This is a genomic window from Microbulbifer halophilus (genome assembly GCF_026183675.1).
GTDB classification, from domain to species: Bacteria; Pseudomonadota; Gammaproteobacteria; order Pseudomonadales; family Cellvibrionaceae; genus Microbulbifer; species Microbulbifer halophilus.
Window position 1 is genome coordinate 12,549 of the sequence record NZ_JAPIVK010000005.1, and the last position, 23,814, is coordinate 36,362.

Sequence of the window (23,814 nt, forward strand, 5' to 3'; positions counted from 1 at the left end):
GGTGGCGAAAGTCATTTTCAGCGGCGCCTTATTCGATTGTTATTACGCCCTGTCTTGAATAAGCGCCCGCTAACCAGAGGGTTGGCGGTCGCCGTAGTGTTGTCGCACCATTTATACCGAAGTTCCGGATGAATGCAACGATTGAATGTGAATGAGAGGAAATTCTCGGGTCTATTGCGTTGGCGCGAAAAACTTCCAGTGCAGGTTACCGGTTTTCCAAGTTAAAAAGACAGAAATTTTACAATTGTCAGCACCCTTGCCACTCGAATTTGTCTAATCGCGACAGGGGTTGTCTGCACCAGAATTTTGCCGGTTATCGGATTGGTTCAGTCTTTTTCCTGCGGGTTGTGGCGGCTGTCCTTGCGGTCCAGGTCGCCGATATCCAGCACCGGTGAGGCGTCGATATGTTCGGCGTCCATCATCAGCGCCACGCGCTGCAGTGAGGAAATGATCATCGATTGCTCCCACTCGCGCAGATCGCGGAACTGGCGCACGAAGTGCTCCTGCAATGGGGTGGGGGCGTCGCGGATGATGTCCATGCCCTTGTCGGTCAGATAGGCGTGCACCTTGCGCTTGTCCTGGGAGGAGCGCTCGCGGTAGACCATGCCGCGCTTTTCCAGGCGGTCCAGAATGGTGGTTACCGTGGCCTGGCTGAGGCTGATCTCTCTTGCCAGGGCGCCGATGGTCACCTGGCCCTTCTCGCGGATCGCCTGCAACAGCAACAGCTGCGGCGCCGTGAGGCCGGCGGTCTTGACCAGTTGCTTGGAGTGCAGGTCGGTGGCGCGGATCAGACGGCGGAGGGTGGTCAGTACTTCTTCGATTTTGTCCATCAGTAGCAGGCTCTGCAGGTCGCGGCGGGATAGATGCCTGAGAGCGACCTTGTGCGCCGCCTCCGGTTTGTCGATGACTGATTCAAGCTCTTCCTCCCTGCGCGCGCCCTCCGCGGAACCGCTGCCGGGGGCCGCTTGCGGGGGATCCTGTCTGCTCAATTTATGATCACTTTGCATGGGGTCGTCTTGATATCTCGCAATTGTTTAGAGTACTATGCAAAAAATTATTTAGACCAGTAAATAGTTTTTACTCTAAAAGGTCAAATTTGACCCAGTTGGTGCAAAATAAAGCGGTAAAGAGCGCTTTTGCACTTTAAACAAAAATTTGATGACTAAAGGTATTGATTTGAGCGCCACAAGCGTTGCGAAATCGCAGAGCGGAAGCTCGGAAAGCAAAACTGAAGAGTCTCCGAAAGAAAAGGTCCAGGCGCGGCAGGACTCAGCCAACAAAAGGGAAGCCCTGCTGCGCCGACCGGTCAGTGAAGACGGCGCCGATGTGCATCGCCTGATCAGCCGCTGTCCCCCCCTGGATGAGAATTCCATTTACTGCAACCTGCTGCAGACCAGCCACTTCGCCGACACCAGCGTCTGCGCCGAAGTGGACGGAGAGCTGGCAGGCTTCGTCTCCGGATATCTGATCCCGGAGCGCCCCGATACTCTGTTTATCTGGCAGGTGGCCGTGGCCGAAGCGGGCCGCGGTCAGGGGCTCGCCGGGCGCATGATCCGCGAGATACTGCGCCGCCCCGCCTGCGCACAGGTGCGCTATCTGGAAACCACCATTACCCCCGACAACGAAGCCTCCTGGGCCCTGTTCCGCGGCCTGGCCCGCAAACTGGATACCAGTTGTGCCGAGTCGGTGATGTTCGACCGCGAACGCCACTTTCACGGTCACCACGACAGCGAGATGCTGCTGCGCATCGGCCCGTTTTCCGAATCGGCGGTCAGCGGGTAATCCCCGCCTTTTCACCCACTGCGAATTGCCAATTAATCAAGCAAAGGTTTGCCATCATGAAAGTTTTCGACGAGATCGAATCAGAAGTACAGAGTTATGCACGCGCTTTCCCGCGCATCTTCAACAAGGCGCAGGGCGAGTACCTCTACGACGAGGACGGCACCCAGTACCTGGACTTTCTCGCCGGCGCCGGCACCCTGAACTACGGCCATAACAATCCGATATTCAAGGAAGCGCTGCTCGAGTACATCCAGGCCGACGGCATCACCCACGGCCTGGACCTGCACACCAAGGCCAAGCGCGAGTTCCTGGAGACCTTCTCCGAAAAAATCCTGAAACCGCGCGACCTGAACTACGTCATGCAGTTCACCGGTCCCACCGGCACCAACGCGGTGGAAGCGGCGATGAAGATCGCGCGCAAGTACAAGGGGCGCGAGAACATCGTCACCTTCACCAATGGCTTCCACGGCTGCACTGTGGGCGCCCTGGCCGCCACCGGCAACTCCCACCACCGCGGCGCCGCCGGTACCAGCCTGGCCGGCGTATCCCGCCTGCCGTACGACGGCTACCTGGGCGACGATATCGACACCACCGCCTACCTGGACAAGGTGCTGTCCGACTCTTCCAGCGGCGTCGACCTGCCGGCCGCGGTGATGGTGGAAACCGTACAGGGCGAGGGCGGTATCAACGCCGCCAGCATCGAGTGGCTGCGCAATCTGGAAGCTGTCTGCCGCAAGCACGACGTGCTGCTGATCGTCGACGACATCCAGGCCGGCTGCGGCCGCACCGGCAGCTACTTCAGCTTCGAGGAAGCGGGCATCAAACCGGATATCGTGACCCTGTCCAAGTCCCTCTCCGGCTACGGCCTGCCGTTCGCGGTAGTGCTGATGCGCCCGGAGCTGGACCAGTGGAAGCCGGGTGAGCACAACGGCACTTTCCGCGGTAACAACATGGCCTTCGTCACCGCCACTGCGGCGATCAACCACTACTGGAGTGACGACAAGTTCGGCAAGGAAGTGCAGCGCAAGGGCGAGTACATCGAACAGCGCCTGAGCAAGATTGTCGAAGAGCACGGCGACGGCAACATGACCACCCGCGGTCGCGGCATGTTCCGCGGTCTGAACTGCGTTAGCGGCGAGCTGGCCGACAAGATCACCGGCGAAGCCTTCAAGCACGGCCTGGTGATCGAGACCAGCGGCGCGGACGACCACGTAGTGAAAACCCTGTGCCCGCTGACCATCAGCGACGAAAACCTGACCCGCGCGCTGGACATCGTCGAAGCCGCGGTGGCCAAGGTCCTGAAGGGCAGCGAGGTGCCGGAAGAGCACGACTTCTTTGCCGACGATTCCGAGTCAGGCAAGAAGAAGGAAGGGGAAGTTGCCGGCGCCGCCTGACAGGCGGCCCACTGAATATGCCGATGGCCCGGCGCTGAATCCGATTGCGGGATAGTCGCCGGGACCACTCCGATTAACCATCGATGAGAGCGAAGTAATGATTGTTAGACATTTGCAAGAAGCGGAAAAATCCGATCGCCGTATCGTTTCCGAGGGCTGGGAGAGCACCCGTCTGTTGCTGAAAAACGACAATATGGGGTTTTCCTTTCATATCACCACCATCTACGAGGGTGCCAACCTGCACCTGCACTACCAGAACCACCTGGAGTCCGTGTACTGCATTTCCGGTGAGGGCAGCGTGACGGCCGAATCCGATGGCGTCGAGCACGAAATCAAGGCGGGGTCCATCTATATCCTCGACCAGAACGACAAGCACAACCTGCGCGCCAAAACTGAAATGAAGATGGCCTGTGTCTTCAATCCGCCGCTGCACGGCAAGGAAGTGCACAACGCGGAAGGTGCCTACGAACTGGACGCCGAAGAGGTCAAAGACGACAAATAATAGATGTAGTGCTGCCGAACCGGCGCCCAGTGGGCCGTGTGTAAAGTTCGGTAACAAAGGAGCACAGCCAAAGCGTTCAGATCAAGGCGAGAGAGCGCTGGAATAGTGGTTCTATTTCAAGCTTTCTCAACGCAGAGCTGGACGCTTTGGCGAAGCGAACTGTTACCTAACTTTGCGCACGGCTCATTAAGCGCCGGTTCACCCACAAGCTCACTGATACATCTACAGGAAAACCATGAAACTACACACGGTGGAAAAAATTGGCGGCACGTCCATGAGCGACTATGCCGCTGTTCGCGACAATATCGTTTTCAAAGACGGCAAGGCCGAAAAAGAGGGCCTCTACCAGCGCATCTTCGTGGTCTCCGCCTACGGCGGTATCACCGACATGCTGCTGGAGCACAAGAAATCCGGGCGCCCGGGTATCTTTGCCCTGTTCGCCGGCACCGACGACGATGATGAGGAGGGCAGCTGGTCCGAAGCCGTGAGCGGCCTGCGCGCCCGTATGGAAGAAATCAACGGTACCCTGTTTACCGATCCGGAACAGCTTGAAAAAGCCAACGCCTTTATCGGCGAGCGCCTGGACGATACCGAGCGCTGCCTGGCCGACCTGGAGCGCCTGTGCCAGCATGGCCACTTCGCGCTGGACGGCCACCTGAACACCGTCAGCGAGATGCTGGCCAGCCTGGGCGAGGCGCACAGCGCCTGGAATACCGCCGAACTACTGAAGCTCGAGGGTATCAAGGCGCGTTTTATCGACCTGACCGGCTGGCAGGATGCCGAGCACCGGACACTGGACGAGCGTATCGAGCGCGCCTTCGCGGACGTCGATTTCGCCACCGAACTGCCGATCGCCACCGGCTATGCGCACACCGCCGAAGGCCTGATGAAAACCTTCGCCCGCGGTTACAGCGAAATGACCTTCAGCCGCATTGCGGTAAAAACCGAAGCGCGCGAGGCGATCATCCACAAGGAATACCACCTGAGCAGCGCCGACCCACGCATGGTCGGTGAAGAGCAGGCCGTGCCGATCGGCCGCACCAACTACGATGTCGCCGACCAGCTCGCCAACCTGGGCATGGAGGCGATCCACCCCCGCGCCGCCAAGGGCCTGCGCCAGCAGGAAATCCCCCTGCGCGTGATGAACACCTTCGAGCCGGAGCACGCCGGCACCCTGGTGACCGGCGACTATGTCAGCGAAACCCCCTGCGTGGAAATCATTGCCGGCCGCAAGAATATCTACGCAGTGGAATGTTTCGACCAGGACATGATGGGGTCCATGACCGAGTACGACCGCACGATCAACGAGATCATCGGCCGCTTCAAGGGCAATGTGGTGACCAAGGACACCAATGCCAACACCATCACCCACTTTCTGGGCAACAACCTGAAGACGGTCAAGCGTATTCGCAGTGCCATCTGCGAAAAGTACCCGGACTGCGATATCCAGGTGCGCAAGGTGGCCGTGGTTTCCGCCATCGGCAGCGACATGAAGGTGCCGGGCATGCTGTCCCGCGCCGTGGCCGCACTGGCCCGCTCCGGTATCAGCGTACTGGCGGTACACCAGTCCATGCGCCAGGTGGATATGCAGTTCGTGGTCAACGAAGCCGACTACGAAAGCTCTGTGAAAAGCCTGCACCACGCACTGGTTGAAGTCTACGATCACGGCGAGGCGATATGCGCGGCGTGAATTTCTCACCATAAGTGGTATTCTGGTGGGGAGATACAGTTATTTCCAAAAATAATAATGCCTCTGCCCGGCTCCCGTGTCCCGGGGGCCAGTGAGGCCTGCTGCCCGGGGGGCGCTACTCCATGTTGCTTGCCAGTTTTCTCGGCTTTCTCCTGATGTTTCTCCTGATCGGCTTTTCTTCGGTGCTAGTCCGCTCGAAGGAACAGTCCGATTACCTGCTTGCCGGCAGCTCCGTGCCGCCTTCCCTCACCGGCCTTTCGGCTGTAGCCACCAACAACTCCGGTTTCATGTTCATCGGGGTGATCGGCTACACCTATGCCACCGGCCTGCCGGCTTTCACCATGATGGTGGGCTGGATCCTGGGGGACTGGATGGCCGCTACGCTAGTGACGCGCAAGGTGCGGCAAATGAGCGAGCAGCGCGGCACCCTCACTATCCCCGAATTGCTGTCCCGCTGGGGCGGAGAGAATTTTCAGCTCCTCAAGCTGGTGACCGCGCTGATCGCCGTGGCTTTGCTGGGGGTTTACGCCGCAGCCCAGTTCAAGGCCGGTGGCAAGGCCCTGCAGGCCCTGTTCGGTTGGGATCTGCGCACAGGCGCGATCATCGGCGCGGTGATGGTACTCTGTTACGGCTTCTCCGGTGGCCTGCGGGCCTCGGTGTGGACCGATGCCGCACAGTCGGTGGTGATGATTGTAGCCATGACGATAATGCTGGTGATGGCGGTGTCCACTGTCGGCGGTTGGCAGCCGGCCTGGACCGGCCTGCACGAGGTCTCGCCCGGTTTCTTCCAGCTGTTCCCCACCGAATCCGCTGCCAGCGGTTGGACCGGCGTCCTGCTGTTCCTGGTCGGCTGGACCTTCGCCGGGGCGGCAGTGATCGGCCAGCCCCATGTGATGGTGCGTTTTATGGCCTGCGACGATGTGAAGAGCATTCGCCGGGCCCGCATCTATTACTACCTCTGGTTCACAGCCTTCTACACCCTGGCGGTGGGCGTGGGCATGATGGCGCGCCTGTTGATGGACCAGGGCGCGGTGGACCCCTCTCTGGTGATGAGTGGCGGTGAGCTGGATGCAGAGCTGGCCCTGCCGGTGATGGCGGATGTGCTGTTGCACCCGGCGGCCACCGGCCTGGTGCTGGCGGGGCTCTTTGCCGCCACCATTTCCACTGTGGATTCCCTGATACTGAGTTGCAGCGCCTGCCTGTCCCGGGACCTGATGCCCTCGCGCTGGCATGGCTATGGCACCGCCCGTGTCGCCACGCTGGTGGTGGTGGGAGCGTCCCTCCTGATCGCCCTGTTCGCCAAAGACAATGTGTTCAACCTGGTGCTGTTCGCCTGGGGCGTACTGGGCTCCGCTTTCGGTGGCCTGTTGGTGGTTTACGCGCTGGGAGGCCGACCTCGGGAGCCACTGACGATCGCGATGGTTGTAGTGGCCAGCACGGTAGCCATTGGCTGGCGCCTGATGGGACTTCACGGCACGGTTTCCGAGGTATTGCCCGCGCTGGTGAGCGCCTGGGTGGTATACGGCGTGGGGCGGCTCTGCGGCCTGTCCGGTGTGTCGAAGCTGTCCAGCGTCGGGGCCTGAGGCATGATGAGTGCGGAATGCAGGAGCGGCCGCTGGCCGCGACTCATATAACGCAAGTTTTGGAGCCGGAGGTGCCTGCCAATGGCGCAGCCCGCACTGGCTCCGGAATCCCGCGAAGCTTGAGATACAAAAAAAGCCCGGCGTTTGCCGGGCTTTTTTGTATGGGACGGGCCTGTGGCCCGTTTGCCGAGCTGGGGCTCGGCGTTCCCGGGGTTAAATGCGGATACCTTCCACGTCCAGGATCATTTCCACGGTCTGTGAAGCCGGGCCCAGGTCGTAGTCGATACCGAAGTCCTTCAGCGCGAACTCGGTGGTGCCGGTGAAGCCCTGGCGGTAGCCGCCCCACGGGTCCTCGCCGCCGCCGATATTGGTCACGTCGATGGTGACCGGCTTGGTGACGCCGCGCAGGGTCAGTTCGCCGGTGAGCTTGGCCTTGCCGTCGCCCTGCGGTTCGAAGCCGGTGCTCTCGAAGGTGGCGGTGGGGAATTTCTCGGTGTACAGGAAATCCTCGCCGCGCAGGTGCTTGTCGCGCTCGGCGTGGTTGCTGTCCAGGCTGGTCACGTCGATGTTGACGTTGACGGAGGACTTCTCCGGCGCGCTTTCATCGTAGCTGAAGGAGCCCTTGAAGTCGTCGAAGCGGCCGTAGAGCCAGCTGTAGCCCAGGTGCTTGATACGGAACTGGATAAAGGCGTGGGCGCCCTTGGTGTCGATTTTGTACTCCGCGGCCTGGGCGGTGGTGGCACCCAGTAGCGTGGCGAACAGGAATACGGCGAGTTTTTTCATGGATTGCTCCCTTATTTTGTGGTCGTGAGTGTGTCTTGTGATGGGTGATCGGTGTGCGCGGCGATCCGCCTTGCGCCCATTCCCAGCATTTTACGCAGAGTGGCGTCGCGGTCGATGAAATGGTGCTTCAATGCCGCCAGCGCGTGCAGTGCCACCAGTGCCATCAGACTCCAGGCCAGTATTTCGTGCACCTGGCCGGCGACGTCCTCCTGATTGGGGAGGCCCTGAATGGTGGCGGGCACGCTGAACCAGCCGAAGACGTCGATGGTGCGGCCGTCGGCGGTGGAGATGAGATAGCCGGAAGTCATGATGGCCAGTAGCAACAGGTAGAGAAGGCCGTGGGTCAGCCTCGCGGCCACTGCCTGCCAGCGGGGCGTACCGGACTCGGCCGCAGGGCTGGGGTTCAGGAATTTCCACAGCAGGCGGAACAGCAACAGGCCCAGCAGCAATATACCGATGCCCTTGTGCAGTTCCGGCCCCTGGCGGTACCAGGGATCGTAGTAGGACAGCTGGCGCATCCACCAGCCGAGTGCGAAAAGACCGAGAATCGCTGGTGCCATCAGCCAGTGCAGGGCGATGGCCATCCAGCCGTACTGTGTCTTGTTATTTCTGGCCGCCACAGGGTCCCCCGGAATGGTAAGTGCAGACAGGATTATAAAAAATTCCCGCCGCGCGAATAGCGAAAAAACCAGAAGTAACCTATCGAAAAATTCGCAGGATAGCGAATTTCCGCGCCGCAAGGCGGCCCGCAGGGCCGAGCGCCAAGGATGGTGCGAGTCAAAAATTCGCAGGATAGCGAATTTTCGCGCCGTTCCCCCAATCTAAGGCCCTCCGGGGCGCCGTGAATAGATGGAGCGGCCGGATCAGCCGATTTGAACGCCGCGGGCACCCGAAGGGCGAGGGGCATGGATGTCCCGAGTTAATCGTTTCACAAACAGCCCCCGACAGCGGGGCCTGCATTTCTCGTTCGGATATTCTTTTCCGGCCGGATGGTGCGCATGGCGCACCCTATGAGGACCCCGGGTCGGCAGTGGGCCAAAGGTTCCCATCAGTGCGGCGTCCCGCGCACGCCCTCCCTTTCCGCGGCGGCGAGAATGCGTTCCAGCGCCGGTCGGTCGATGGCATCGGAGCGCTGTGCGAGCTGCTCCGCCAGCCAGGCGGGGGAGTGGCGCGGTTGTGAAGTGTCCAGCGCCAGTTGTTCCAGTTGCCAGATCACGTTCAGCAGCAGCTGCGGTTCCAGCTCGTTGCCGAGATCGGGGGATGAGAACAGCTGTGGCTCCAATTGCTCCAGCTCGCTGCGTTTCAGCACCAGTTCGGCGTAATTCGGGTACCAGCGGGCACTGAATGGTTCCGGGCGCTGGCGGTTGTCGAAAACGATGCGCAGCCGGTTGCCCTCGCTGTCCTCCAGCAGAGGCGTATCCTGTTCGTAGGCGGGCAGGGCGGGATGGTGGCGCAGTATACCGACAATGGCGCTCCAGTCGCTGTGGTTTTCCGCGCACAGGCGCAGTGGTTCGTTCAGTTCGCGCACCTCGGGGCGATCCAGGTAGGCCACCTGCTGGCCGGGTCGGTACCAGTAGAGATCCAGCTGGTACTGATCGGCCAGGTCGGCCAGGTCGGTACTGGTCAGGGGCTCTTCGGCCACGGCGCTCAGGTGGGTGACGGCCTGATCCACGCTGAGCCACTGCCGGCGGTGAAAGGACTTGGCGTTGTGCTGTCTCATACAGGTTCCCGGACTGCGCGGCCGGTGATCAATTTATACTCGCAGACAATCTTAGCAGTTGAGACGCAGTCTTCGGGCACCGAGTCGGGAGGTGTCTGGCACCCGGGAAGAGGTTTTATTCGGGAGCGGGTACAATGGCATTTTTTTCGTCAGGAGGGCGCTTGTGAAAATCCGTTCGCTGTTGAATCGTGTGGCCGCTGTGCTGTTGTGTGCCCCGGTACTGGCCGCAGCCGATGTGTCGCCTGTGGCGCAGAATACCGCCGACTATGCGGTTGAAACCTACGAGGCGGCGATGACCGATACACTCGCCGAGCTGGTGCACTACAAGACCTTTGCCCGCGAAGACCTGCCTCTGGAAAAGAATCCGGAATTCACCGGTTTCAAGGAGGCCCTGCGCGACAAGGCGATAGAGCTGGGCCTGGAGTACGAGGATCACGGCCATGTGGTGATCGTCGCCCTGGGTGACGCCGAGGACAAGCTGGGTATCGTGACCCACGGCGATGTGCAGCCGGCGGATCCGTCCAAGTGGCAGAAGAGTCCTTTCGAGCTGGATGGCGACAGCGAGCCCGGCAAGCTGATCGCCCGCGGCAGCGAGGACGACAAGGGACCCATCGCCACTGCCCTCTACGCGATGAAAGCGATCGACGACAAGGGGGTGCCGCTGAAACGCCGTATCGAGTTGATCGTCTACCTGGCGGAGGAATCCGACTGGGGTCCGCTGCGGGAATTCCTGAAGAGCTACCCGATCCCCGCCTACAACATCACCATCGATGCAAACTACCCGGTGGTCACCGCGGAGAAAGGCTGGAGCGAGGTGCGCGTCACCGCGGCCGACAGCCCGGTGGGCAGCGACGGCGAGCCCTACCTGAGTGAATTCCGCGGCGGCTATTTCCGCAGCCAGGTGCCGGACGAGGCCCGCGCCACCGTGGCCAATATTACCCCGGCGCTGGAGAAGGCCATCCGCGCTCGCGCCGCGCAGCACGGCGATGTGCGCTACGAGTTTGCCGCGCGGAACGACGGCAGCCTGGCAGTGACCGCCCGCGGCAAGGCTACCCACAGTTCCGAGCCGCAGCACGGTGTCAACGCGATTGCATTTCTGGCCAATGCGCTGGCAGTACATCGGTGGCCGGCCAACGCCGCCGGTACAACGGCGCGCTACCTGAACGACTTGGTGGGTACCGGAATCCTGGCGGAGCAGTTCGGCGATATCGCCTACAAAGACGATTTCATGGGGCCCATGACATCGACGGTGACCATGGTGAAGGCGGGCGACAATGCGCTCACCAGCTACCTGAACCTGCGCCGTCCCACCGGCAAATCCGCCGGTCGCCTGGATCGTGAAATCCGGGCGGCACTCGCGCAGTGGCAGCGGGATAACGAGATCGAGCTGGCGCAGGTGGAAGTGGACCTGGGCACTCCCTACCGGGTGGAGGATGCCATGCACGTGGCGCCGCTGCTGCAGGTTTTCCGTCACTTTTCCGGTATTGAAGACGCCGGCCCGGTGGCCATCGGCGGTTCCACCAACGCCAAGCTGCTGCCCCACGCGGTCAGCTTCGGACCGTCGATGCCGGGCAAGGCCTACACCGGCCACTCGGAGCACGAATTCCTGACTGTCGAGCAGTTCCGCCTGAACCTGCAGATGTACACGGCGATGATGATCGAGATCGGCAACCTGTAGTGCCGGCCTGAATGGCCCGATGGGCGCGCTGCGCTCTGCCCATCCTGCGGGGGTGGCGGTAGGAGCCTGCCATGCAGACGAAAAGGGTCGTGGCCCGTTGAGCATTCGCCTGCAAGCAGCTCCTACGGCAGCGTGGTGCGTTTTGTAGGATGGGCAAAGGAGCGCAGCGACGTGCCCATCAATTGTCGGTGACGGTCTACAACCACCCCTTCTTCTTGAAATACAGATAGGGCGCAATGCCCGACAGCACGATCAGCCCCAGCGAAAACGGATAGCCCAGCAGCCAGTCCAGCTCCGGCATATGCTCGAAGTTCATGCCGTATATACTGGCCACGGTGGTGGGTGGCAGGAAGACCACCGCGGCGATGGAAAACATCTTGATGATGTTGGTCTGCTTGATATTGATAAACCCCTGGGTGGAGTCCATCAGAAAGTTGATTTTGTTGAACAGGAAGCCGGTGTGCGCCATCAGGGTGTCGATGTCCCGGGTGATATCGCGGAAGCTCTCCTGCAGTTCACTGTCGATCTGGATATGCCGCTGCAGGAAGGTGATGGAGCGGCGGCTGTCCATCAGGCACAGCTGTATCTTGCCGTTGCTGTCCTCGAGCCTGGCGAGCATGTCGATGGCGTCTTCGAGGTCGGTGTCCTCCTTCTCCAACACCAGATAACTGGCCTTACCCAGTTCCACATGGATATCCTCCAGCGCGTCCGCCAGGTTTTCCACCTTCTGTTCGAATACCTGGACTGTCAGTTCCTGCGCGCTGCGCGCTTCCACCTGGCCGCGTCGGGCGCGCATGCGCAGCAGGCGAAAATCCGCCAGCTCGCTGTCGCGCACCGTGATCAGCCGCTCGGGCTGGAGAATGAAGGCTACGGTGGAGGTGTCGTGGCGGCCCTCGCTCTGGGTCAGGAACAGGGAGTGGATATGCACCCCGGCGGCGTCGATAAAGTAGCGCGCCGAGGCCTCGATCTCGTCGACGTCTTCGGATTCCGGCAATTCGGTTCTCAGCAGTTGCTCCAGCAGAGCGCGCTCGTCTTCCTGTGGCTCCTGCAGGTCGATCCAGACGGTTTCCGACAGTTGCTCTTCGGTGACGGCGCCCTCGGAGAAAAGCTCGGCAACCCGGCCGCGCTCGATTTCAAATAGTCTCAGCATGCGAATGACCATGGAGTATCCGGAGGTACCCCATGGTTGCAATCCGGCTCGTGCAAATCAATCGAAAACCTTCCGTTTCTGCACTAAGGGTCACAGCCAGTGGGGCAGTTGCGCGCGAATCTCATCGGCCTTGCGGCCCACCAGGTTTTTGCTGGTCTCACCGGCAATGGAGGCGCGTGTGGACGGATCCAGGGCATCGCGCAGGCTGCCCACCATCTGCGGCTCGGCGACGATATACAGCTTTTCGTAGCGTCCCTCCTCGCGGCCCTGCTCGAGCGCGTGGGCGAGTTCGTGGGCAAAGCGGTCGCGGGCCGGGCGGCGGCACAGCTCGCGATAGTTGCCCATCGCGTGCCGACCCTCGCCGCTGCGGTCGAAAGTGCGCCCGGGGGCATCGGCGTAGATATCGCGCCCCTTCAGGCGGCTCTCCGGGTGGATCATGGACTCCAGTTCGTGGAGTTCGCTGGCGCGCTTGTCCGCCTCGAACAGGCGCGCGTGTGATTGGTTGGCCACCAGGACCCATGCAAGTGCCATGCTCGATTCCTCTCTGTTTTCTACTGCCAATGGTAGTTGAAAAAGGTGTCGTTCACGCCCGTGAGTCGACATTGGCAGGCGCCGGTGGAGTTTTTGGAACATCCGGTTCTCTATGCCTCGCCCGATATAAAAAAAGCGTTTAACCCATACCGGCTTTTCCCCCGGGTTTTGCCCTACCGAACGCCATCGCACTCCTTAAACTTCCGTGGTGTAACAGCACATCGTGCGGGCCCGGTTGTCGACGGCTCGCGCAGGTTAAGAATCGGGCGTGGGAGGTTTGCCATGAGTCTTGTACCTAGGGGATCACTACTGGATCTGGACAATTTTTTTGATCAGCTGGCTTCGCCCAGCCGCGCACTGACCCAGGGTAAGGAAGGGTTTTTCTCGCCGCGTATCGATGTCAGCGAAACCAGCGACAGCTACGAGATCAGCGCGGAGCTGCCGGGGGTCAGCAAGGACGATATCAGTATCACCTTGGAAGAGGGCGTACTGACGCTGGAGGCGGAGGTGCACCGGGAAGACAAGGAGGAAAGAGAGGGCCGTGTGATCCGCCAGGAGCGCCGCTATGGCAAGTACATGCGCAGCTTCAACCTGGGGGCCGATGTGAGCGAAGCGGACATCGATGCCAGCTTCCAGGACGGCGTACTCACACTGAAAGCGCCCAAGCGCGAACCCAGCCAGCCGCAGCGCCAGCGTATTGAAATTCACTGACGGCGGGGGGGAGACCGGCGATCGCTACCTTACACTGTAGCCGACGTTTGAAAATCTGGAGGCAATCATGAAAGTCAGAGAAGCCATGCACCAGGGCTGCACTTGGTGTGCGCCCGAGACGCCGCTGTCGGAAGTGGCGAAAATACTGCGCGATGAGGATATCGGCGCGGTGCCGGTGGGCGAGAACGACAAGCTGGTGGGCATAGTGACCGATCGGGATATCGCCTGTCGCGGTGTGGCCGAGGGGGAGGATCTCTCTTCCCTGACCGCTCGCGAAGTCATGACGGAAGGCATCGCCTGGTGTTGGGAAGACGACGATATGGACACCGCGATGCATAAAATGGAAGAGCAGCAATTGCGCCGTATGCCGGTGATGAACAGTGAAAAACGCCTGGTGGGCGTGCTGAGTCTGGGGGATATTTCCCACTCCGCCGGCCAGCGGGAAATCGGCGAGTTCGCCTCGTCGATATCCGCCCACCACTGACCGGAAATGGCAGAGGATTCACAGCAACGGTTCGATCGGAAGCCAGCCGCTGACGACAGAACCGAGCCTCTGCCACCAGCTGGTACCGGGGTCGGTGGAATGGCGTTTGCCATCGGCCCGGTGCCATACAATCTGTTCCCCACGCAGTTCCAGCCGCCAGGCGTTGTCGCCCACGTTGCGGATAAAATTCTCCGCCACTTCCCCCGCCAGTTGCGGCGAGTCGATCAACAGCCCCAGTTCGGTGTTCAGCAGAATCGAGCGGTTGTCCAGGTTGAAGGAGCCCACATAGAGCGTATTCCTGTCGACGACGAATGCCTTGGCGTGCAGCAGCGATCGGGATTCGCCATTCCAGTTGTCCTGTTTGTATTTCAGCTCGCTGGAGAGCTCGTACAGGTGTATTCCCGCCCGTAACAGTGGCCGCCGGTATTTGCGATAGGCACCGTGCACCAGCAACACGTCGCTGGAGGCCAGGGAGTTGGTCAGGATATGCACCTCCACGCCGCTCTGCGCTGCATCGATCAATTGCTGCAGATAGTGTTCGCCGGGGAGCATGTACGGAGAAATGACGATCAGTTCCCTCCTGGCGGCGGTGATCTTCTCCATCAACTCGCGCCCGGCAAACTGGCGGCCCGCCGCCGGCGGCTGGGCCACCTTGCCGGGCGGGTCGTAGAGGGCGCGGGTGTCGCTCCAGTACCAGAGATTGGCGTCGTCGCTCAGTGCATCGATTACCGGCGAAGACGCCAGGTTGCGCCCGTAGTCACTGGCCAGCAGCGTGGACGCGTTGCGCTCCAGATCCTCGGCAAAGGCCAGGTCGGCGTCGGGGACCGGCCGGTAGTCGATTACCGATTGCACCGGGAAGCTGTAGGGGCTGTTCCAGTAGCGATCAAACTGCCGCGATATATCCGGCACCACGGCGCCGATGGCCAGCATATCCAGATCGCCGAAGTTCAGATCCCGGTCGATCCCGAAATACTGGTTGCTCAGGTTGCGCCCGCCGATAAAGGTCACGCGGTTGTCCACGGTGAAGGATTTGTTGTGCATGCGCCGCTGCAGCCGGGCGAAATCGGTAAAGAACTCCAGTGCGCGCAGGCTTTTGTGAGGGAAAGGGTTGAACAGCCGAATCTGGATATTGCGGTGGCGATCTAGCGCCACCAGTACCCGGTCGGCATCGCCGGTGGTGAAATCGTCGAGCAGGAAGCGCACCCGCACACCGCGATCCGCGGCGCGGATCAGGGCGCGGGTCAGCAGCAGGCCGGTTTCGTCGCGGCGGAACAGGAAATACTGGATATCGATGGAGCGGCGCGCGGCGCGAATGGCGGCCAGGCGCACCGACAGCGCGTTCTGTGCCGAGGTCACCGGGTAGACGCCGGTCTGTCCGGTGCGGCCGCGGACAAGACGGTCGGTAATCGCCGTCAGCGGCGCCTTTGCCGGCGCCTGCAGGTGATAGCTGGGCGGGCGCGGCGGCGGTTCGGGAAACACCGCCTGGCCGGAGCAGGCGCAGAGGCAAAATGCGAGTAGCGGGAACAGGTAGCGGCGCATGCAATCCATTTGACGCTGGCGGGGAGTCGACAGTTGGAGTATAGATCGCCAGCGAAAAGCTCGGGTCAGGGGTAATGCCGGCAAGTTAAGCGGGTTGAGGCTTGGAAGGTGAGGTTGCACGGGGCTTTAGCTGGCATTGGGGCGGTCCTGCACCCGGTATCAGGCCCTTTGCCGCGACAGGGCGGCTTAATTGATTGGTATTAGGGTCAGGGGCCAGTTTCGGCGCCTGCCATCCGGAGCCACAGCGAATTCGGGAGCCCGAGAAAAAGAAGTGCATCCCTGCACATCAACACGAAGGCCGGTGGGCGTAGAGACACCGGCCCTGCTCTCCCCGGAGATGCCAACCGGTTAGGGAGCCGGCCCTTCCGTGGGCCGCGTTCAGCAGACTTATCCACTATCCGTACCCATTCCGCCGGGATGGCAAATATGAGAATGCGAATAGTTATCATTAATTGTATGTCGCGGATGGGCTGTGTGTAAAGCCCGATTTCATCGAGGGGACAGGATTGACGGGACCGGCTGCCAGCCCCTGCGCCGGGTCATCGGTTTGTCACAAAAAATACATAGACTGCGCGCATTGTCCGGCATCGCGTCCTCGTTCATGTCTCCACTGTTTTTAACCAGCTATAAGGCCTATGGCGCCGCGCTGGCCCTGTTACTGGCTGGGGCTGCCGGGTTCAGCCTGTGGTTGGCGAAACAGGAAGCGCCGGTGCCGCGGCTGGGCGACTACCATGTCTACCGCTGTGAAGCCGGCGCTACCGCCGACGGGACCTTCGATATCCTGGCGGTCTCGTCCATCTACGCGCGCGAAATCGCCGATCGCCTGTGCCGCGCGCCGGCCATGGCGCGTCACTACGGCGCCGTGCGTATTTCCTGGAAACCCCGCGGGCAGCTCGGCGCCGAGGCGATTCTCAACGAGGATTACGACCTGATCTGGAGCCGCGAGCACACCCTCCGCGGACTGGTGCCGGCGTTCTCCGATTTCTACGATACACTGCTGCGCTACGATCACTACCGGGTCTACTGGTTCAGTCGCGATGAAAGGCCGGAACTGAGCCGCGAATACTTTCGCGGCAAGAAAATCGGCCTGCTCAACGACAAACTCAGCCACACCCTCTACCTGCTGCCACTGGAGTCTCTGAAGGCGGCGGGCGTGAACCTGTCCGGCGAAGAGCTGGTCTACTTCGACGATGCCGGTAGCCTTTACCGGGCCTTCTCCCGCGGCGAGCTGGACCTCGTCAGCGGTGGTCTCTACCTGCAGAAAGACCTGGATATCCCGCTGCAGCGCACGCTGATCGCAGACGACGCCACTGCCGCCACCCTGTTTGTGCGCAAGGCGCGGGCGCCGGGTATCGACTGCGAGATAGCCGCAGCTTTCGATGCCTTTACCGATACTTTCATCGTCGCGCATCGCCAGTTCGAGGGAGCGGAACGCTGTGAAAGCTAGTGCCCTGCCCGTCGCCTGGCTGCTGCTGACCCTCCTGTTGTCGGCGCTCGTCCACTGGCAGGCACAGGCGACTTTCGCTCGGGATCTGTCGCGGCAACTGCAGCGGGAACTGCCGGAAAAACTGGCCCCGGCACTGCAGAACAGCCTGGGGCGGGAAACGCTGCAGGGTTGGGTGGGCGAACGACTGAATACAGACCTGGCTGCATTGCTGGCGTCGGGCAGGTTGGGGCTGTTGAGCCAGTGCCGTGCGCGGGTGACGCAGTTGCTGAGTGACGAACCGCCGGCGGGAAAGGCTGTGGCAGCGGATATTGCGGTCGACTGGTGGATGGGGGAGCGGCGCGAGCGTTCTCTGTTCAGTGTCGACTGCCGGCCCGACTGGCCACTGCTATTCGCCAGCCAGGCGCTGGTGGCGCTGCTGGTCGTGGGCCTGGCAGCGCTGTTGCCAATGCCGCTGTCGCGCCGGCGGCGCGGCCATATTGCCGACCTGCTGGCACGGGGCGTGTCCGGACATCGGGCGCGCGCCCTGTCGGAACAACTGGCTTCATTCAATGCCCGGCAGATGGAGCTGTTTGCGCGCTTGCGGCCGGAGGACCCAGCGCGCATGCCCGGACTGGTCGACCGGCTGGCGCGGCCCGAAATTGCCGCGCTGGCTCCGGCCCGGCTGCCCTGGTTCGACCGCGCCATGGCACTGAATGGCGGCGATATGGATGCGGCGCTCGCCGCCGCACAAGCCGGGGAGCATCTCGAATTCGACTGCCGGCATTTCCGCGTGCTGGTACACGGGGTTCCGCTGGAACTGTCGAAAACCCCCTTCTTCTATTTCCTCTGGTACGCGCGCCGGCGGCAGGGTGGCGACGGCTGGTATCTCAATCCGCCGGTGAATCGCCCGGATCGCGACGGTGCCGGCGCGTTGATAGCGCTGATGGAAGAGTACGGTGGCCACAACAAGGCCATCAACGACCTGCACGAAAACGGCCTGCGGGCCAAGACCCTGGACCAGAATCGCAACAAGATCCGCGACGAGCTGGTTTCCGCGTTGGGAGAGGAACTGGCTCAGCCCTTTCTGTTCGAAGCGCAGCGGGATCTGAAGAGTGGCCGCTACCGCTATCGTATTGCCCTGCCGGCGGAAAATATCCGCGCCTAGAACAAAATCTTCCCCGTTCCAAGTCTCTGATTTAAAAGCACTTTCATTTTTAGAAATATCTCATTCCCAAACCGAGGTATCTCTTTAACCCCGCTGTCACACGCAGTTTCGATCATGCCCCCGAACGGCCCGGCAGTGAATCCGGGCCGCCTTGCAAGACCGCAACAGGCCCCATTCGAAGAGCCACTTCGGAGCAGAACGACAATGATCGAATTCAAACGCAACAGATTGTCTCTACTGATTTCCCTCACGCTGGCCGGTGCCGCCTCCCCGGCTTTCGCCCAGCAGATCGGTGAGGCCGGGTTGGTGGAGGAAGTGATGGTGACCGCCTCCCCCATCCGCGACAGCCAGAAGGCCGCCATCGACGCAAAGCGCGATGCCTACAACAATGTCGATGTCATCTCCGCCGACACCATCGGCCGCTTCCCGGACCAGAATCTGGCCGACTCGCTCGGCCGCGTACCCGGCCTGGCGATCGAGCGCGACCAGGGGCAGGCCCGCTACATCAACTTCCGCGGCGCACCCTTCCGCTATACTTCCCTGGCCATCGACGGACTCAGCATCCCCGGTGCCGAGAACGGCCGCGTGCCCCGCTTCGACAGTTTCCCGTCGGTAATCACCAGCCGCATCGACGCCAACAAGGCCATCATGCCGAACATGCCCGGCGAGGCGGTTTCCGGCTATATCAATATCTCCACCTTCGATCCGTTTGCACAGAGGGGCTGGGCCTTCTCCACCGATGTGGGCATGGGCAACCAGGAACTGGGCGACGGCGATATCGAGAAACTCTCCCTGCGCAGCTCCTGGTCCAATGACAACTTCGGCTTCTCCCTGTTTTCTTCCGAGAACAGCCGCGAACAGATCACCGACAACCGCGAGTATGACCTGAGCCGCGACGGCGGCGAGCTGAGTGTCAACGAACTGGATTTCCGCAGTTACAAGGTGACCCGCGAAGACCGTGCCTACGGCGGCCGCTTCGAGTTCCGCGGCGACGGTGCACTGGAGCGCGTCTTCGTCAGCAGCCTGTACAACGAATTCCAGGACTTCGAGGAGCGCAACCAGTTCGTGTTCGACTTTGCCGGCGGAGCCGGCGCGGCAGGGGCACCACAGGCCGTGGGGGAGCGCGCCGAAAACCAGTACGCACTGGCGACCCGCAGCCTGGAATACGGCCTCTACGAAAACTCCACCTTCACCAATACCCTGGGGGCGGATTTCGCACTGGGTGACTGGTATCTGGAGTCCCGCCTCAATGTCACCGAAACCGAAAACAGCACCTTCCTGCCGATGCCCTACAGCAGCGGCGGTTTCGTCATGGCCAGTTACGACGTCAGCGATCTCTACGATCCGGCGGTGGGCGGCCTGATGGACAGCACCGGTACGTCCATCGGCCCCAACGACATCTCCTATCCGCCCGGGGGCATGCTGGCGATGACCATCAGCGCCGCCATGAACATCGACGCCACCAAGTTCAAGCTGGACGCCGAGCGCGACCTGCAGCTGTTCGGCAGCGATTCGGTGTTGCAGACCGGCGTGGAAATGGATTCCCGCGAGGCGGGCGGCCACGGCATGGTAATGGCCATGGGCCTGTGGCCATCCGGGGTGAACATCGCCGACTACGCCACCGACGAGCCGTGGGACAGCGGTTTCGACAACGGCATCGGTGCCACCTACTACGACAACAAGGCCCTGCGCCGGGCCTGGTCGCGGGCCGTCGGCGGCCTCGCGGTGACGCCGCACGACTCGCAGGAAATCCGCCTGGAAGAAGACGTCAGCGCGGTCTATGCCATGGTCACCACCGAATACGGCTGGGGCAACCTGGTGTTGGGCGCACGGGTGGAAAACACCGATTACCTGAGCGAGGGCCCCACCGGCAACTTCGAGGATTCCTTCACCAACTTCCTGCCCAGCGCGCACCTGAATATCGACCTGGCGGACGACGTCAAACTGCGCCTGTCCACCTCCACCGGCGTCAGCCGGCCTACCTATTCCGAGTGGCGCGGTGCCGACATGGTGGACATGACCGGGGCCAATGTGACGGCGGGCAACCCGGCGCTGGCCGCCGAGGAATCCTGGGGCGCGGACGCGGCGATCGAATGGTACCCCGGCGATGCCAGCCTGCTGAGCGCAGGCCTGTTTAGCCGCAGTATCGACGACGTGATCTACGCCCGCAGCACTGTGATTGACGGCGACGACTATATGCCGGAAGCGGGCCTCGACGAGTGGACCTACACCGAATACGTCAACGGCAACAACGGCGAGATGCGCGGTGCCGAGTTCAATGCCATCGCCCAGGCCTCCGATTTTCTGCCGGCGCTGAGCGGCTTCGGTATCAGCGCCAACCTGACCCTGCTGGACAGCGAGTTCGAAACCCTGGAAGGCAGTCGCCACAGCCTGCCGGGCACTTCCGACACCATCGTCAACACCTCCGTGTTCTATGAAATGGAAGGCCTGTCCATCCGCCTGAACCACCAGTACCGCGACGACTGGCTCTCCACCACCGAGAACGTCGGCATGACCGAGTACTGGGCCGAGCAGAAGCGCCTGGACCTGGCCGTCAGCTATGAGCTGCCGCAGCCCGTTTTCGGTGCCAGCGTCTCCCTCTATGCCAACGCCAATAACCTGACCGACGAGGAAGACGTGCGCTACGAGGGCGATATCAGCACGCCCAACCAGGTGGAAGGCTACGGCCGCCGCTACCTGGCGGGCTTCCGCGTCAATTTCTGATTTCCGATTCCCGCCGGCCGCCCGGGCGGCCGGTTGCAACAGAACCAATCCGGTAAAGGTGTCATATGCAAAACAAATTCGTAAACAGCATTCTGGCGGCGGCCGTCGCCGTCTCTCTCGGCGCCTGCAGCGCCACCACACCGGTTGCGGAAAAACCGCAATCCGGTGTCGCCACAGAAATCGAGCATACCCGGGTACTGCCCCTGGAAGGCGGTCGCAATTTCCGCGACCTGGGCGGCTACAGAACCGAAGACGGCAGGGAAGTAAAGTGGGGCAAACTCTACCGCTCCGGTGTGCTCACCAACCTGACCGATAACGACTATGACTATCTGGAAAAACGCGGTATCGAAACCGTGGTGGATTTCCGTTCCAGCGAGGAGCGCAAGAAAGAGCCGACACACTGGCGAGCCGGCGAGATCGAGCGACTGACCTGGGACTACGCCATGGGCGACTGGGAAGCGGAATTCGCCAAGGTCCTGGCCAGGCCGGATTTCCAGGCCGGCGACATGGTCAAACTGATGGCCGATATGTACCCGGATCTGGTGCGCCAGCAGATACCGGCCTACCGCGCCATGTTTGACTCGCTGCTGGAGAGTGATGAACCGCTGCTGTTCCACTGCACCGCCGGCAAGGACCGCACCGGTGTGGGTGCGGCACTGCTGCTGACCGCGCTGGGTGTCGATCGCGAAACCGTGATGGAGGACTACCTGCTTTCCAGTGAAGTACTCAAGGACACGGACATAATGAAACTGCCGGAAGATGCCAGCGAAAAGGAAAAACGCATGTATGCTTTCTTCTCCAGGCTGTCGCAGCCGGTCAAGGATGCGCTGGTCGGTGTGCAGGCCTCCTATCTGGAATCCGCTTTCGCAGAAATGGAGCGCCAGGCCGGTTCCGTCGAAGGCTTTATCGAACAGGAGTTGGATGTGGATAAGCGGGAGTTGGCGCAGCTCCGCGCCACTTACCTGCAGTAGTCCACCGCGATTACCGTCCGAGTAAGCCCGGCATTCCAATGGCCGGGCTTTTTTATGCTCGGGGCGTAAGCTGCGCCGTGCGCACCGATCGGATATGTGACAGACACGGGTATTTATGCGACCTTGATTGTCCGTCCAGTCCTCGTCAGGGGAAGATTCTCCGCTGACTCAGCGGGAGCGGCTGCCGCGGTAGATCTTTGTCGGCGTCGGGCGCCTGGACGGATCGTGTTCGGCCAGCTCGTCGCCGTAGAGCCGTTCGTAGATATCCCTTTTTGAATCGTCTTCCTCGAGAATCGGCTGGCCGCGGTACAGGCGCGGGGGTTGCTCCTCGCCGGTGCGGAAGGACTCGCCCTTGCGCGTTTCCAGTGCGGCGATCATCCGTCGGGTTTCGCCATCCACAGTCCGGTCCCGGGCGCGGGCCAGTTGCTGTTCGAAATCGTAGTCCGAGAAGCGCAGTACAATACCGAATTCCGCATTCAGGCGCTTGCGGAGCTTGCGCAGTATTGTCAGTACCTCGGAATTCATCAGCCAGTGGTGATTACCCATCGCCCTGTTCTCCTCCGGGTCGCTGTTTTCGCTCTTCCCATTTTCTGGAGCAAGTATCGGGCCAGTTTGTGGCCGGCGATTCGGTTAGCGCTGGAATGTTGCCACAAGGGCTGGGGCGAATCGGTTACTATCGGCGTGGCCGACACCGGCCGGGAGACCAGCGCCCACACCATGCCGCTGGAAAGAATCAACGATACCTTAGGGCTGATGCACACGGGCAACAGTATCCGCAGTGTGATTGACTACTACGACAACTGAACGGGGAAGAGCATGACCATCAAGCGAGTGAGCAGCACCAAGTGTTTCGACGGCCTGCAACAGCAGTTCGAGCACCGATCGGCGGTGCTGGATTGCCGCATGCGCTTTGCGGTATTCCTCCCGCCGCAGGCGGAGGATGCGGGGGATGGTCAGAGGTTTCCGGTGTTCTACTGGCTCTCCGGCCTCACCTGCACCGACGAGAACTTCAGCCAGAAGGCCGGCGCCCAGCGCGCGGCGGCGGAGCTGGGGATTGCACTGGTGATCCCGGATACCAGCCCGCGCGGCGAGGGGGTGGCGGACGATCCCGGTTACGACCTGGGGCAGGGGGCCGGTTTCTATCTGAATGCAATCCGGGAGCCCTGGAAACAGCACTACCGGATGTACGATTATATCGCGAGCGAATTGCCGCAACTGGTGGAGCAGCATTTCCCGGTCAATGATCGTCGCGCCATCAGTGGCCACTCCATGGGCGGCCACGGTGCCCTGGTGATCGGTCTGCGCAACCCGGAGCGCTATACCTCCATTTCCGCCTTCAGCCCCATCTGCAACCCGATTGCCTGTCCCTGGGGCGAGAAGGCGTTCGGTGCCTACCTGGGGGCGGACAGACAGAGCTGGGAGGAATACGATGCAGCCACGCTGATGAGCCGCGCCAGCGAACCGTTGCCGGCGCTGGTATCCCAGGGCGAGGAGGACCAGTTCCTGGAGCAGCAGTTGAAACCCCACGCGCTGGCAACCGCGGCCGAGGCCTCCGGCTACCCGCTGCAGATGGAACACCACGCCGGCTACGACCACAGCTATTTTTTCATCGCCAGCTTTATCGAACAGCATCTGCGTTTTCACGCAGATTTCCTGCTGAAGCACTGACGACCTTTGCCATCGATCTCGCCCGGCTGCCCATGCCGGGCGGGCCCTGCCGAAATTGCCGTCACTGCCGCCGGCATTTATTTTGAAACCTAAATAAAAACAGGAAAGTGCGCGAAAAGGCGAGTCTGCATGAATTTTGACCAGATTCTGATAGGCGGCGCCTATAAATTTGTTTTTTAGCCGCATTTCTGTAGAATTTCGCCACAAATCCGGGCCGGGCATTGGGGTTCAAGTCCGTGCTCCCGTCTCCAAAAGCTTCGTTGAGAGCGAAAATCATACGTTCTTGAAAAGAAAAGCTTGTCACAATAATTAG

General features: G+C 61.3%; 21 protein-coding genes and 1 pseudogene. 14 read left to right on the forward strand and 8 right to left on the reverse strand.

The genetic code is table 11. From position 1 onward, the window contains the following. Positions 1-326: 326 nt before the first annotated feature. Positions 327-830: a MarR family winged helix-turn-helix transcriptional regulator gene (locus OQE62_RS03880; protein WP_265720804.1), complete on the reverse strand. Its 504-nt coding sequence runs from the start codon at positions 828-830 to the stop codon at positions 327-329. A gap of 346 nt (positions 831-1,176) precedes the next feature. On the opposite strand from OQE62_RS03880, the gene ectA reads away from it, so the two are divergent. The 5 genes from ectA (at position 1,177) to OQE62_RS03905 (ending at position 6,951) form a co-directional block, all read left to right on the forward strand. Continuing rightward, positions 1,177-1,782, forward strand: a complete 606-nt coding sequence (gene ectA / locus OQE62_RS03885) for a diaminobutyrate acetyltransferase (protein ID WP_265720683.1) — start codon at positions 1,177-1,179, stop codon at positions 1,780-1,782. Between the two features lie 56 nt (positions 1,783-1,838). Further along, the gene (gene ectB / locus OQE62_RS03890) at positions 1,839-3,176 is read left to right on the forward strand and encodes a diaminobutyrate--2-oxoglutarate transaminase (RefSeq protein WP_265720684.1); all 1,338 of its coding nucleotides are present in this window, start codon (positions 1,839-1,841) and stop codon (positions 3,174-3,176) included. A 97-nt stretch (positions 3,177-3,273) separates the two neighbouring features. Continuing rightward, the gene (locus OQE62_RS03895; protein WP_265720685.1) at positions 3,274-3,678 is read left to right on the forward strand and encodes an ectoine synthase; all 405 of its coding nucleotides are present in this window, start codon (positions 3,274-3,276) and stop codon (positions 3,676-3,678) included. Between the two features lie 235 nt (positions 3,679-3,913). Further along, positions 3,914-5,368: an aspartate kinase gene (locus OQE62_RS03900; RefSeq protein ID WP_265720686.1), complete on the forward strand. Its 1,455-nt coding sequence runs from the start codon at positions 3,914-3,916 to the stop codon at positions 5,366-5,368. Positions 5,369-5,490: 122 nt separating this feature from the next. Beyond that, positions 5,491-6,951, forward strand: a complete 1,461-nt coding sequence (locus OQE62_RS03905; protein WP_265720687.1) for a sodium/proline symporter — start codon at positions 5,491-5,493, stop codon at positions 6,949-6,951. 213 nt (positions 6,952-7,164) lie between these two features. Here OQE62_RS03905 and OQE62_RS03910 read toward each other — a convergent pair whose 3' ends face one another. From OQE62_RS03910 to OQE62_RS03920, 3 genes are all read right to left on the reverse strand, one after another. Then, positions 7,165-7,734 carry a YceI family protein gene (locus OQE62_RS03910; protein WP_265720688.1) on the reverse strand — a complete coding sequence of 190 codons (570 nt, stop codon included), beginning with the start codon at positions 7,732-7,734 and terminating at the stop codon, positions 7,165-7,167. A gap of 11 nt (positions 7,735-7,745) precedes the next feature. Beyond that, the gene (locus OQE62_RS03915; protein WP_265720689.1) at positions 7,746-8,354 is read right to left on the reverse strand and encodes a cytochrome b; all 609 of its coding nucleotides are present in this window, start codon (positions 8,352-8,354) and stop codon (positions 7,746-7,748) included. Between the two features lie 428 nt (positions 8,355-8,782). Next, complete coding sequence (locus tag OQE62_RS03920) at positions 8,783-9,454, reverse strand: hypothetical protein (RefSeq protein ID WP_265720690.1); 672 nt, start codon at positions 9,452-9,454, stop codon at positions 8,783-8,785. A 163-nt stretch (positions 9,455-9,617) separates the two neighbouring features. Between OQE62_RS03920 and OQE62_RS03925 the strand changes: the two genes are divergently transcribed. Continuing rightward, positions 9,618-11,132 carry a dipeptidase gene (locus OQE62_RS03925; RefSeq protein ID WP_265720691.1) on the forward strand — a complete coding sequence of 505 codons (1,515 nt, stop codon included), beginning with the start codon at positions 9,618-9,620 and terminating at the stop codon, positions 11,130-11,132. A gap of 196 nt (positions 11,133-11,328) precedes the next feature. On the opposite strand, the gene corA is transcribed toward OQE62_RS03925, so the two are convergent. Together corA and OQE62_RS03935 are read right to left on the reverse strand one after the other, a co-directional pair. Beyond that, the gene (gene corA, locus OQE62_RS03930) at positions 11,329-12,282 is read right to left on the reverse strand and encodes a magnesium/cobalt transporter CorA (protein ID WP_265720692.1); all 954 of its coding nucleotides are present in this window, start codon (positions 12,280-12,282) and stop codon (positions 11,329-11,331) included. 90 nt (positions 12,283-12,372) lie between these two features. Beyond that, on the reverse strand, positions 12,373-12,813 hold the full coding sequence (locus OQE62_RS03935) for a host attachment protein (protein ID WP_265720693.1): 441 nt from the start codon (positions 12,811-12,813) through the stop codon (positions 12,373-12,375). Positions 12,814-13,095: 282 nt separating this feature from the next. On the opposite strand from OQE62_RS03935, the gene OQE62_RS03940 reads away from it, so the two are divergent. Both OQE62_RS03940 and OQE62_RS03945 read left to right on the forward strand, forming a co-directional pair. Then, positions 13,096-13,524, forward strand: a complete 429-nt coding sequence (locus OQE62_RS03940) for an Hsp20/alpha crystallin family protein (RefSeq protein ID WP_265720694.1) — start codon at positions 13,096-13,098, stop codon at positions 13,522-13,524. 67 nt (positions 13,525-13,591) lie between these two features. Then, entirely contained in the window at positions 13,592-14,008 is a 417-nt protein-coding gene (locus tag OQE62_RS03945) for a CBS domain-containing protein (protein ID WP_265720695.1), read from the forward strand. An 18-nt stretch (positions 14,009-14,026) separates the two neighbouring features. Here the strand turns inward: OQE62_RS03945 and OQE62_RS03950 are convergent, their stop codons facing one another. Next, positions 14,027-15,556, reverse strand: a complete 1,530-nt coding sequence (locus tag OQE62_RS03950; protein WP_265720696.1) for a phospholipase D family protein — start codon at positions 15,554-15,556, stop codon at positions 14,027-14,029. A 592-nt stretch (positions 15,557-16,148) separates the two neighbouring features. Between OQE62_RS03950 and OQE62_RS03955 the strand changes: the two genes are divergently transcribed. The 4 genes from OQE62_RS03955 to OQE62_RS03970 all read left to right on the forward strand — a co-directional run bounded on the left by OQE62_RS03955 (position 16,149) and on the right by OQE62_RS03970 (position 21,833). Further along, positions 16,149-16,994, forward strand: coding sequence for a hypothetical protein (locus OQE62_RS03955; protein ID WP_265720697.1), 846 nt, complete (start codon positions 16,149-16,151; stop codon positions 16,992-16,994). Then, the gene (locus OQE62_RS03960) at positions 16,984-18,138 is read left to right on the forward strand and encodes a hypothetical protein (RefSeq protein ID WP_265720698.1); all 1,155 of its coding nucleotides are present in this window, start codon (positions 16,984-16,986) and stop codon (positions 18,136-18,138) included. The genes OQE62_RS03955 and OQE62_RS03960 overlap by 11 nt, the downstream gene beginning before the upstream one ends. A gap of 204 nt (positions 18,139-18,342) precedes the next feature. Next, positions 18,343-20,862 carry a TonB-dependent receptor gene (locus OQE62_RS03965; RefSeq protein ID WP_265720699.1) on the forward strand — a complete coding sequence of 840 codons (2,520 nt, stop codon included), beginning with the start codon at positions 18,343-18,345 and terminating at the stop codon, positions 20,860-20,862. Positions 20,863-20,927: 65 nt separating this feature from the next. Continuing rightward, complete coding sequence (locus OQE62_RS03970) at positions 20,928-21,833, forward strand: tyrosine-protein phosphatase (RefSeq protein ID WP_265720700.1); 906 nt, start codon at positions 20,928-20,930, stop codon at positions 21,831-21,833. 168 nt (positions 21,834-22,001) lie between these two features. Here OQE62_RS03970 and OQE62_RS03975 read toward each other — a convergent pair whose 3' ends face one another. After that, complete coding sequence (locus OQE62_RS03975; RefSeq protein ID WP_265720701.1) at positions 22,002-22,379, reverse strand: hypothetical protein; 378 nt, start codon at positions 22,377-22,379, stop codon at positions 22,002-22,004. Positions 22,380-22,457: 78 nt separating this feature from the next. Between OQE62_RS03975 and OQE62_RS03980 the strand changes: the two are divergent. Together OQE62_RS03980 and fghA are read left to right on the forward strand one after the other, a co-directional pair. After that, positions 22,458-22,637: pseudogene (locus tag OQE62_RS03980) on the forward strand (S-(hydroxymethyl)glutathione dehydrogenase); the annotation flags it as partial. A 12-nt stretch (positions 22,638-22,649) separates the two neighbouring features. Then, positions 22,650-23,501, forward strand: coding sequence for an S-formylglutathione hydrolase (fghA, locus tag OQE62_RS03985; RefSeq protein WP_265720702.1), 852 nt, complete (start codon positions 22,650-22,652; stop codon positions 23,499-23,501). The last annotated feature ends 313 nt before the right edge of the window (positions 23,502-23,814 follow it).